The sequence below is a fragment of the Deinococcus rhizophilus genome (assembly GCF_030271215.1).
GTDB lineage: Bacteria > Deinococcota > Deinococci > Deinococcales > Deinococcaceae > Deinococcus > Deinococcus rhizophilus.
The window spans coordinates 1-9,697 of record NZ_JASNGB010000110.1; the positions used below are offsets into that span (position 1 = coordinate 1).

General features: G+C 73.3%; 11 protein-coding genes. 1 reads left to right on the forward strand and 10 read right to left on the reverse strand.

The features are described from left to right. Positions 1 to 258 precede the first annotated feature (258 nt). The 3 genes from QOL99_RS11465 to QOL99_RS11475 all read right to left on the reverse strand — a co-directional run bounded on the left by QOL99_RS11465 (position 259) and on the right by QOL99_RS11475 (position 3,837). Complete coding sequence (locus QOL99_RS11465) at positions 259 to 1,866, reverse strand: S49 family peptidase (RefSeq protein WP_285523975.1); 1,608 nt, start codon at positions 1,864 to 1,866, stop codon at positions 259 to 261. A 5-nt stretch (positions 1,867 to 1,871) separates the two neighbouring features. Continuing rightward, positions 1,872 to 2,684, reverse strand: coding sequence for a group III truncated hemoglobin (locus QOL99_RS11470; RefSeq protein WP_285523977.1), 813 nt, complete (start codon positions 2,682 to 2,684; stop codon positions 1,872 to 1,874). Between the two features lie 271 nt (positions 2,685 to 2,955). Then, on the reverse strand, positions 2,956 to 3,837 hold the full coding sequence (locus QOL99_RS11475) for a c-type cytochrome (protein WP_285523978.1): 882 nt from the start codon (positions 3,835 to 3,837) through the stop codon (positions 2,956 to 2,958). Between the two features lie 142 nt (positions 3,838 to 3,979). Between QOL99_RS11475 and QOL99_RS11480 the strand changes: the two genes are divergently transcribed. Further along, a complete protein-coding gene (locus tag QOL99_RS11480; protein WP_285523979.1) occupies positions 3,980 to 4,711 on the forward strand; it encodes a helical backbone metal receptor in 732 nt (243 codons plus the stop codon). 100 nt (positions 4,712 to 4,811) lie between these two features. On the opposite strand, the gene QOL99_RS11485 is transcribed toward QOL99_RS11480, so the two are convergent. The 7 genes from QOL99_RS11485 to QOL99_RS11515 form a co-directional block, all read right to left on the reverse strand. Then, on the reverse strand, positions 4,812 to 5,408 hold the full coding sequence (locus QOL99_RS11485) for a TetR/AcrR family transcriptional regulator (protein WP_285523980.1): 597 nt from the start codon (positions 5,406 to 5,408) through the stop codon (positions 4,812 to 4,814). Positions 5,409 to 5,454: 46 nt separating this feature from the next. Beyond that, positions 5,455 to 5,916, reverse strand: coding sequence for a hypothetical protein (locus tag QOL99_RS11490; RefSeq protein ID WP_285523982.1), 462 nt, complete (start codon positions 5,914 to 5,916; stop codon positions 5,455 to 5,457). A 27-nt stretch (positions 5,917 to 5,943) separates the two neighbouring features. Further along, positions 5,944 to 6,552 (reverse strand): GNAT family N-acetyltransferase, encoded by a 609-nt coding sequence (locus QOL99_RS11495; protein WP_285523984.1) that lies wholly within the window; start codon positions 6,550 to 6,552, stop codon positions 5,944 to 5,946. A gap of 70 nt (positions 6,553 to 6,622) precedes the next feature. After that, positions 6,623 to 7,285 carry a recombination mediator RecR gene (gene recR / locus QOL99_RS11500; RefSeq protein WP_285523985.1) on the reverse strand — a complete coding sequence of 221 codons (663 nt, stop codon included), beginning with the start codon at positions 7,283 to 7,285 and terminating at the stop codon, positions 6,623 to 6,625. A gap of 25 nt (positions 7,286 to 7,310) precedes the next feature. Then, positions 7,311 to 7,601, reverse strand: coding sequence for a YbaB/EbfC family nucleoid-associated protein (locus QOL99_RS11505; RefSeq protein WP_285523987.1), 291 nt, complete (start codon positions 7,599 to 7,601; stop codon positions 7,311 to 7,313). 76 nt (positions 7,602 to 7,677) lie between these two features. Beyond that, positions 7,678 to 8,355 carry an NUDIX hydrolase gene (locus QOL99_RS11510; protein WP_285523988.1) on the reverse strand — a complete coding sequence of 226 codons (678 nt, stop codon included), beginning with the start codon at positions 8,353 to 8,355 and terminating at the stop codon, positions 7,678 to 7,680. A gap of 96 nt (positions 8,356 to 8,451) precedes the next feature. Beyond that, positions 8,452 to 9,697 (reverse strand): amylo-alpha-1,6-glucosidase (locus QOL99_RS11515; protein ID WP_285523989.1); only part of this gene is annotated, 1,246 nt, incomplete at its 5' end.

A 9,697-nucleotide genomic window follows, 5' to 3' on the forward strand; every position in this document is an offset into this window, starting at 1 on the left:
AAGCGCGTTCCAGACAGCCTTTTCTAAAACTGCAAGATGTCAGTAGACACTACCTGCCCCGCACCACTCCAGCTTAGGCCCTTCTTCACGAGCCTGTGCCACACCCAGGAAAGACGACAGAACCAAAGCGGCCAACATTGCACTGATCTTCTTCATACAACCCTCCTCCAAAATTGTGGTGATGAGGAGAGATTAAGTTTTCTGGGGGGGCAAAATGAGATCGAGATTAAGGAGATTAATGTTTAGGGTAGGTTGGTTCTACCGCACCTTCACTTCCTGATCGAACCACGTCAGCACCCGCTCGCGGCCGAAGGGCCACACGCTGATGCGGGCGGCGTCGGCGGCTTCCTGGGCGAAGTCGGGGAAGGGGCCGGTCCTGGCGGGCGCGGCGTTCCAGGCGGGCGCGTCGCGGGGCAGGCCCGCCAGCTCGCGGGCACGCGCGAGGCCGGTCTGAAGGTCGCCCAGTTCGTCGATCAGGCCCAGCTCCAGCGCGTCCAGGCCACTCCAGATGCGGCCCCGGCCGATCTCGTTGACCTGTTCGGTGGTCATCTTGCGGCCCTCGGCCACCCGGCCCACGAAGCGGTCGTAGACCTCGGAAATCCCGCGCTTGACGTGCTCGCGCTCGTCTTCCGAGAAGGGCCGCGAGGCCGTGTACATCAGCGCCCGCTCACGCCCCACCGCCTCGGGCCTCAGGCCGTGGCGGGCGTTGAACTCGCGCAGGACCGGCTTGCCGCTGACCACGCCGATGCTCCCGGTGAGGGTGTAGGGACTGGCGACCACGTGCCTGGCATGGGTGAGGACGTAGTAGCCGCCGCTCGCCGCGTACTCGCCCATCACGGCGACGACGGGCTTCTCGGAGGTCGCCACCTCACGCCAGATCAGGTCGGAGGCCAGGGCCGAGCCGCCGCCGCTGTCCACGTACAGGACGATCGCCTTGGTCGTCTTGTCCTTCTTGGCGTGGCGCAGCGCCGCGACCACGGTGTCGGACCCCGCCTGCGGGCCGCCCAGCAGCGGCAGCGGGAGGGGGTTGGTCTTGCTCTTGCCGGTGACGATGGTGCCCACCAGCGACACGACCGCGACCCGCCCGGCCCTGGGGTTGCTCGGCTTTCTGGGCATCAGCAGGTCGAGGACCGCCGCCAGCGGCCGGGTGCCGGGGCCGATCAGGTCGTCCTCGTAGGCCACGCGGTCGATCAGGCCCGCGTCCCGTGCCGCGTGGGCGCTCGTGAGGTCGCCCGTGAGCCACGCGCGGGCCACGTCCTCACTCACGCCGCGGGCCGCCGCGAGGTCACGCGCCCAGGCCGCCTCCAGCCCGTTCAGGTAGGCGGTGAGCTGCTCGCGGTTGGCGTCGTCCATCTGGTCCTGCGAGAAGCGGGTCAGGGCCGCCTTGTACTCGCGGATACGCAGGTTCTCGAACTCGATGCCGCTCTTGCGCAGGAACTCGCCCAGGAAGGTCTGCTCCAGCCCGAAGCCCGGCACCATCACGTCCGCCGACTCGGGCGAGACGAGTTCACGGGCACCGCTCGCCGCGATCAGGCCGGTCATGGTGAGCTGCGGCAGGAAGGCGACCACCCGTTTCTCGGCCGCCAGCCGCGAGAGGATGCCCCGGACCGCGTGCGCGGTCGCGGGCGAGGCCGTGAATTCGGAGAAGCGCACCAGCACCCCGTGCAGCCACTCGGCCCCGCGCAGCTTCTCGGCGCGGGCTTCGAGTGCCTCCAGCGTCTCGGTGCGGTTGAGCAGCGCCTGAAGCGGGCTCGCAGGCTGCCGCGCCGGGTAAGAGCCGTGCAGGTCGAGAATCACCCAGGTCGGCCGGGTCACGCCGTCGGGCAGGGGGTCGCCGGAGCGGGGCAGAAAGGGAATGTTGACCATACCCCCTAGCCTACGCGCCCCGGCCGGGAGCGGTTCCCCAGCCGTGCCCCCATCACCCCGGCACGGGCCAGCAGCAGGTCGGCGGCCTCCGGCGGGAGGTGCGCCCGTGCCGAGTCCGCGAACAGGGCCAGCCAGCGCTCCAGCTGTGGTCCACGAATCCCCAGCCCCGCGTGGACGTGGTTGAGGTTGCCCCGCCACGCCGGACTGCCTCCCAGCATCGTCATCCAGAAGGCGGTGACGCGCTCCAGGTGGGCGTCCCAGTCCCGCACGTGCGCCGCGAAGATCGGCCCCAGCAGCTCGTCGGCCCGTGCCCGCGCGTAGAAGTCGGCCAGCAGCGGCCGCAGCGCCGCCTCGCCGCCGACGGCCTCCAATGGGGTGGCCGGGAGGCGGGGAGCCGTCTTTTCTAATTCCGCCAGAAACGCTGCCCTGTAGTCCGGCGGCAGGGTTGGCCCGGCCCAGGCCGTGAGGGAACCGTGGGTCCAGTGCAGGGGCACCTCCCCCTCCCAGACGTGGACGACCGCCCCACGCGGCGTCTCTGTCCATTCCCCGGCGGGACCACCGGGCGGCACCCGTGCGCCCAGCACCCGCCCCGCGAGCGCCGCGCCCGTGCCCCAGGCGAGGGTGGGGACCCCCCGGCGCAGGGCCTCCGACGCCAGCGCCAGCAGCGCCCAGCGGTCCGGGCGGTCCCGCACGTCCGCTACCGGCTCGCCGTCGTGGGGGAGCAGCAGGCCCGCCGCGCCGGGCAGGGCTTCGGGGCTCGCGGGGGTGACCTGGGCCTCCCAGTCCGGCAGGGGCACAGGCGAGAGCAGGCGTGCCATACGCCCAGCATAGAAGCCGCCCCCGGCTCATGGGAAACCGGGGGCAGCGGGGGAAGGCTGGTTACAGNCCGGGCGGTCCCGCACGTCCGCTACCGGCTCGCCGTCGTGGGGGAGCAGCAGGCCCGCCGCGCCGGGCAGGGCTTCGGGGCTCGCGGGGGTGACCTGGGCCTCCCAGTCCGGCAGGGGCACAGGCGAGAGCAGGCGTGCCATACGCCCAGCATAGAAGCCGCCCCCGGCTCATGGGAAACCGGGGGCAGCGGGGGAAGGCTGGTTACAGCGACTTCAGGTAAGCCTGGAGGTTGGCCACGTCCGCATCGCTGAGCTGCGCCTCGGGATAGCGGGGCATGGTGGGCGCGAGTTCGCGCTCGGGGGTGCGGCCCTCGCGCAGCGCCGTCTCGAACTGCGCCAGGGTCCAGTTCTTGGGACCGTCGGCCTCGACCAAGCTGGGGCCGAGGCCTCCCTGCGCGTTGGCCCCGTGGCACCCCGCGCAGTTGGAGGCGAAGACCGTCTGGCCCGCCGCTGCGTCGCCCGCGTCCGTGCCGGGTTCTCCGGCCGGAGCGCCCTGGGCCGGGGTGCCCTCGCCCTGCTCGCCGCCGCCCTGCTGGCGGGGCGGGGCCTCGTTGTCGTCGCGGTTCTCGCCGCCCAGCGTGTCGGCGATGTCGGCAGCTTCCGAATCCTCGACCGTGGGGTTGGCCGCGCTGGACCGCTCGACGTTGGAGGCCCCCGTCTGCCCCACCTCGGTCTCCTCGTCGCCGCCCTCGGGGGCGGTGGGCGAGGGCACGCCGCTGGTCTCCTCCTGACCGCCCACGCCGTCGCCCTCGGGGGTGGACTCCTCGGTGCCGCCGCTCTCCTGCCCGCCGGGGGCCGCCACCGCGCCGTTCTCCCCGGACTGCTCGCCGCCCAGCGACTCGGGGCGGGTGTCGCCCTGCGGCTGGGTGAGCTGGTCGGAGCCCTGGGTCGCGGCGCTCTTGGCCGAGGGGGCGTCCTCGCTCTTCACGTCCTGCGTGGTGGGGTCCCCGATGCCCTCGGCACCCGCCTTGGCTTCCTCCTCCTCGGCGTGGTGCGGGGTGGTCGCGACGCGGTACCCGGCATACGAGCCGCCCAGCGTGAGCGCCAGCAGCAGCGTCATGGTGACGGCAAAGGTGTTCTTCATACCGCCCCAGCCTACCATGCGGTCAGGGCCCTTTGGCCCGCGCTGAGCGGGAAAGCGCGGAGGGTTAGGCAAAGGGTTGGGCAGCCCTGCCCCTCACCCTCGCCGGGCCGGGACGCCTGCGCCCCCTGGGCTACCCTGGGGCGTGCGCCTCGCTTCGCTGACCGCCTCCAACTCGGACATTCTCGCGGCCCTGGGCGCGGCGGGGCAGGTCGTCGCCGTCGACAGCCACAGCGACGCGCCCGGCCTGGAGGGGGCCGTCCGGGTCGGTCCCGACCTCGGCATCGACGTGGCGGCGGTCGCGGCGGCGCGGCCCGACCTCGTGCTCGCCAGCCTCAGTGTGCCGGGGATGGAGCGGGTGGTGGAGGGGCTGGAGCGTGGGGGACTGCCCACCCTGGTTCTCGACCCCGTCAGCGTGGAGGACACTCTGGCCGACATCCGCACCATCGCGGGGGCCATCGGCTGTTCCCAGCGGGGCGCGGCGGTCGCGGGGGCCTTGAGCGCCGAACTCTCCAGCCTTACTCGCCCCTTCGCCCGGCCTCCCCGCGTGCTGGTGGAGTGGTGGCCCCGGCCCATCATCGCGGCGACGCGCGAGTCGTGGGTCACGGACCTGCTCGCCGGGCTGGGGGCGGTCAACGCGCTGGGGGACCGGGCTGGCCGCAGTTCCCCCCTCACGCTGGAGGAGGTGCGGGCGGCCCGCCCCGACCTGATCGTCTGCTCGTGGTGCGGGGCCAAAAAACTGCGCCCGGAGGTGATCGAGGCGCGGGGGCTGGGAGTACCGGTGGTCGCCGTCCCCGAGAGTGGGCTGGGCCGTCCCGGTCCCCGGCTGCTGGAGGGAGCCCGGCAGATTGCGGCGGCGCTGGCCCGCTTTGGGTGAGGGCGAGTTTTGCCCCTCCCTCCGTGGGACTCGCAAAGCGGCTTGCAGAGGGAGCCCGGCGAGGGCCCGGGGTGAAGGGGGGCCTCTGTGACACCCCCCCCTACAAGCCAGAGCCCCGCCACCCCAGCAGCGCCCGCAAGCCGCGCAGGCATTCGGCCCGGTACGCTTCCAGATCAGGCTCCGGGTCGGCCAGGAAACGCACGCTGAGGCCCTCGACGAGCGCCCGCAGCAGCCGCGCCCGCTCCCCGGCCCCTTCCTCCCCCCCCAGCCGTGCGAGTTCGAGGTCGAGGGCCAGCGTCTCGCGCAGGAAGTCGCGCTGCACCGCCATCAGCTCGGGGTCACGGGTGGCGGCGGCCAGAAAGTCGAGGGACACCGTGTAAAAGCGCCGGGTGTTCTCCACCCCGTAGAACTGGTTGTCCACGTACGAGCGCAGCTGGGCCTCGGGCGTGCCCGCCTGCCGCAGCGCCCGGCGGGTGGCGACCGTGACCGTGCGGGTGAAGCGGCGCATCACGGCGGCGAGCAGCCCCGTCCGGCTCCCGAAGTGGTAGGCCAGCGTGCCCTTGCTGACCCCCGCGTGCCGGGCGATGTCGGCCAGCGTCACGCCCGCGTAGCCGCGCTCGTAGATGGCCAGGTACGCGGCCCGCTCCAGGGCGGCGCGGCGGGCGCGGTCCTGAATCGGGTTGACGCGGCGGGCCATGCCGGGCAGCGTAGCGGGTTCGGCGGGGCACAGACGCCTCTGCCCGCTACCTGACCCCGTGCCGCAGGAACTCGCGCATCTCGTTCACGCAGGGGCTGGCCTCGTGCTGGGCGCTGCTGCCCGTCACGGTTCGCAGCAGGCCCGCGTCGCTGAGGTACAGCTGGCCGATGCGGTAGGCCACCCCGTTCGCCGTGTGGGTGTAGGCGGCCAGCACGCCCCAGGTGTCCCCGCGCTGGGCGGGCTGGGTCACGACCCCCGACACGGCCTTCTGGGCGCCCAGCGTTCGCTGAAGCCGCACGGCGAAGGTCCGGGCCGAGGCCGGGGTGCGGAAGGTGGGCAGGGCCTGACCGTGCCGTTCCTCGCGCAGCAGGCACGCGCCCGAGGCGTCGGCCCAGACGCTGGCGTTGCCGCCCACGGGGGTCCAGCCCTTCATGGGGACCACCAGGGCCAGGGCGGGGGGGGCGCTCAGGGCGAGGACCACGCCGAGCACGCGCAGGGGGGCAGGCATGGGGCCAGTGTACCCAGGCGGCGGCCCTCACCGCGAGGCCAGCCGCGCTTCCAGGCCCGCCTGCACCCCCGGCCACTCCCGGCGCAGCACGCTGAACATCACGCTGTCGCGGGCGTAGCCGTCGGGGCGCACCTGGTACTGCCGCAGGGTGCCCTCGCGCACCGCCCCCAGCTTGTCCATCGCGCGCAGGCTGCGGGCATTGCGGGCGTCCACCTTGAACTGCACCCGGTTCGCGCCCAGCTCCCCGAAGGCACGGGCCATCAGCAGCAGCTTGGCCTCGGGGTTGGCGGCGGTGCCCTGCGCGGCGGGGACCAGCATGGTGCCGATCTCGACCCAGCGGTCGGCGGGCCGGACCTCGCTGTAGCTGATGCGGCCTGCGGCACGGCCCCCGACCAGCACCGCCCAGTTCAGCCGCGCAGGCAGGGCGTTCAGCCGGGTGATGTACCCGGCCCACCCCTCCACCGTCTGCGGGTCGGGGCCGCCACGCGAGAGCAGCGCGGAGGTGCCCTCGTCCGCCCCCGCGTGCAGGTCGGCGGCGTGCGCTTCGGTCAGCGGCACCAGCGTGACGTGCCGCCCGGAGAGGGGCACGGGCCGGAACCACTCGTCGGTCGGGGCGGGCGTCACCGGGGTCTCCATCCTCCCACCGTACCCGCTCCCGAGGAAAACCCCGCCGGGAGAGGTCCGGGCGGGGCGGGGGAGGGGCGGGTCAGAGGGGAGCGGAGGTCGGCTCGGGTCCCTCGTCTTCCGGCTTGCGGGGGACGGCGGGCGGCGCGGCCTCGCTGACCCGGCGCCGCCCGCTGAGCGCCCGGCCCAGCGTGACCTCGTCGGCGTATTCCAGCGCCCCGCCCACCGGCAGGCCGTAGGCGATGCGGCTCACGACGGCGCCCAGCGGTTCGAGCAGCCGTTGCAGGTACAGGGCGGTGGCGTCCCCCTCCACGGTGGTCCCGGTCGCCAGGATGACCTCCATGCCCTCCCCCACGCGCGGCAGCAGGGGCCGGATGTGCAGCCGCTCGGGGCCGACCCCGTTCATCGGGCTCAGGACCCCGTGCAGCACGTGATACAGCCCCCGGTACTCGCCGCTGCGTTCGATGGCGATCACGTCGCCAGGTTCCTCGACCACGCAGATGATCTGCTGGTCGCGCGAGGGGTCGCTGCACACGTCGCAGCGCTCGGCGTCCGTGATGTTGAAGCAGACCGGGCAGGTGTGCAGGTCGCGCTTGGCCGAGAGCAGCGCCCCGGCCAGCCGCTCGATGTCCTCGCGCGGCTGCTCGAACAGGTGAAAGGCCAGCCGCTGGGCACTCTTGGGGCCGATGCCCGGCAACCGGGACAGTTCGCGGATCAGCGCCACCAGACTGGGTGGGTATTTCATGCTCGCCCCCGCTGACGGCTTCCCATCAGAAGCCGGGCAGCCCCAGCCCGCGCGTCGCGTCCTGCTGGAGGGCATCGGCCTTCGCGCTGGCGTCCTGCAGGGCCACCAGCAGCAGGTCCTCGAGGGCCTCCACGTCGCCTGGGTCCACCGCTTCGGGCTTGATCTTCAGGGCCATGACCTTGCCGTGCCCGTTCATGGTGACGGTCACCAGGCCGCTGGCCGTGCCCTCCACCGACTGCGCGGCGAGGTTTTCCTGAATCCTGGCGGCGGCGACCTGCGCCTGCTGCATCTGCTTCATGAGCTTCTTCATGTCCATAGCTGGCCCATTGTACCGGCGGGGCTCGCCGGGGACCGTGCCCGGCAGGGGGATGCCCCGACCCGTCGGCCCGTCCCTACAGCGCCGCCGCCTTCGCTCCCTTGGCCCGGCGGTAGAGCTGCGCGGGCCGCCCCACCCCGCTGCGCCGTTCGCCGCTGGGAACGAGCAGCCCCTGCGCCAGCAGCCGCTTGCGGAAATTGCGCTTGTCGAGGGGCCGGTCGAGGATTGCCTCGTGAACCCGCTGGAGTTCGGGCAGGGTGAAGGTGTCGGGCAGGAATTCCAGCGCGAGGTGCGCGTAGTCCAGCCGCACCCGCAGCCGCCCCAGCGCCCGCGCCAGGATCGCGGCGTGGTCGAAGGCGAGCGCGGGCGGGCGGTGCGCCGGAAACCACCCCGCGCCCAGGGTGTGCCCGCCGCCCGTCACGTCCACCGTGCCGTGCGCGAGGACCGCCAGATGCGCCACCGACACGATGCGCCCGCGCGGGTCCCGGCCCGGCGCCCCGAAGGTATAGAACTGCTCGAGGTGCCGGGGCTCCAGCGTCACCGAGGTCTCGGTGCGGAGCTCGCGCAGGGCGGCCTCGTGCAGGTCCTCGCCGGGGTGGACGAAGCCGCCGGGCAGCGCCCAGTCGCGGGCGTGGGGCAGCTCGCCGCGCTGCACCAGCAGCACCTGCAACTCGCCCCCGTGCATGGCAAAGGCCGCCACGTCCACCGCCAGACCAACCTGGGTGGCCTGGGGCGGCAGGGCAAGTGTCTCCATGACACGAACTGTAGGCCCCGGGTGGGGGGGCGTCAAGGACATAAGTGTGGGGACGTGTCCCCGCTTGCCGTGCGCCACACGGTCTTTCTGGCGGGCTTAGGGGCCGGGCACTCCCCGCTCGGCCCGCGCCACCGCCACGTGCGCCCGCAGCAGTTCGGCCACGCTCCAGGCCTGGAAGGGACAGCCGCCGGGCCGCAGGCTTCCGCCCGAGAACACCTCGCTGACGTGCCCCACCCCCGCCTCCCCGACGTGGCCCGTCAGCCCCCGCAGCGTGGCGCGGGCACGGCCTACCTCGCCCCGCCCCAGCAGCAGGTCGATATAGGCGCCCAGCGGCCACGGCCAGACGGTGCCCTGGTGGTAGGCCGCGTCGCGCACGAGCTGGTCGCCACCGTAGTTCCCCCGGAAGCGCGGGTCCAGCGGACTGAGGGTGTGCAGCCCCAGCGAGGTCAGCAACTCGGCCTCGGCCCGGCGCACCGCCCCCTCCACCCGCGCGGGAGCGGCGGGCGTGTCGGGCAGCGCCAGCGCGATGAGGGCATTCGGGCGGACGCTGGGGTCGGGTTCGCCCTCTGGGGAAAGGGTGTCGGCGGGAAACTCGCCCGTCAGGAACGCCGCGAAGCTGGCCTGCGCCTGGGCGAGCCGTTCGCCGTAGTGCGGCCGTTCTCCCAGCAGATGCGAGAGCCGCTCCTCGGCCCCCAGCGCCGCGAGCCACAGCCCCTGGATCTCGACCGGCTGGCCGTGGCGGGGGGTGACCACCCAGTCCGCGATCTTCACGTCCATCCAGGTGAGCTGCACGCCCGGCTCCCCGGCGAGCAGCAGACCGCCTGCCGGGTCCATCCGGATGCCGTGGTCGGTGCCGCGCACGTGCCAGTCCAGCAATTCCCGCAGGCGGGGCAGCGCCTCCCGCGCGAAGGCGAGGTCGCCCGTCGCCGCCACGTACCGCTCCAGCGCCACCGCCAGCCACAGCGCCCCGTCCACCGTGTTGTATCCGGCGCCCGTGCCGTCCTCCAGGAAGTTGTTGGGAATCAGGCCCCGGCGCAGCGTCCGCAAGAAGGTGTCCAGCAGGGCGCGGGCCTCGTCGTGCCGCCCGGTGGTCAGCGTCAGCCCGGTCAGCGCGATCATGGTGTCGCGTCCCCAGTCCGCGAACCACGGATAGCCCGCGATCACGCTCAGCCCCGACTCGCCCCGCCGCACCAGGTAGGCGTCGGCGGCCACGGCGAGGGTCGCGACGAGGTCATCCCCGTGCAGCCCCGTCGTCTCCCAGGCCCGGTCCACCAGTGCCCGGCGCCGCGCGGCCTCCGCGTCGTGGGCGGCCCAGGGATCGGGCACGTCCGTCTCCAGTCCC

What these genes read in the sequence shown, in the direction of transcription:
- QOL99_RS11465 (WP_285523975.1), bottom strand. Translation starts at nt 1,866, where the DNA reads ATGGTCAACATTCCCTTTCTGCCCCGCTCCGGCGACCCCCTGCCCGAC.
- QOL99_RS11475 (WP_285523978.1), bottom strand. Translation starts at nt 3,837, where the DNA reads ATGAAGAACACCTTTGCCGTCACCATGACGCTGCTGCTGGCGCTCACG.
- QOL99_RS11495 (WP_285523984.1), bottom strand. Translation starts at nt 6,552, where the DNA reads ATGGAGACCCCGGTGACGCCCGCCCCGACCGACGAGTGGTTCCGGCCC.
- QOL99_RS11490 (WP_285523982.1), bottom strand. Translation starts at nt 5,916, where the DNA reads ATGCCTGCCCCCCTGCGCGTGCTCGGCGTGGTCCTCGCCCTGAGCGCC.
- QOL99_RS11485 (WP_285523980.1), bottom strand. Translation starts at nt 5,408, where the DNA reads ATGGCCCGCCGCGTCAACCCGATTCAGGACCGCGCCCGCCGCGCCGCC.
- QOL99_RS11470 (WP_285523977.1), bottom strand. Translation starts at nt 2,684, where the DNA reads ATGGCACGCCTGCTCTCGCCTGTGCCCCTGCCGGACTGGGAGGCCCAG.
- recR (WP_285523985.1), bottom strand. Translation starts at nt 7,285, where the DNA reads ATGAAATACCCACCCAGTCTGGTGGCGCTGATCCGCGAACTGTCCCGG.
- QOL99_RS11510 (WP_285523988.1), bottom strand. Translation starts at nt 8,355, where the DNA reads ATGGAGACACTTGCCCTGCCGCCCCAGGCCACCCAGGTTGGTCTGGCG.
- QOL99_RS11505 (WP_285523987.1), bottom strand. Translation starts at nt 7,601, where the DNA reads ATGGACATGAAGAAGCTCATGAAGCAGATGCAGCAGGCGCAGGTCGCC.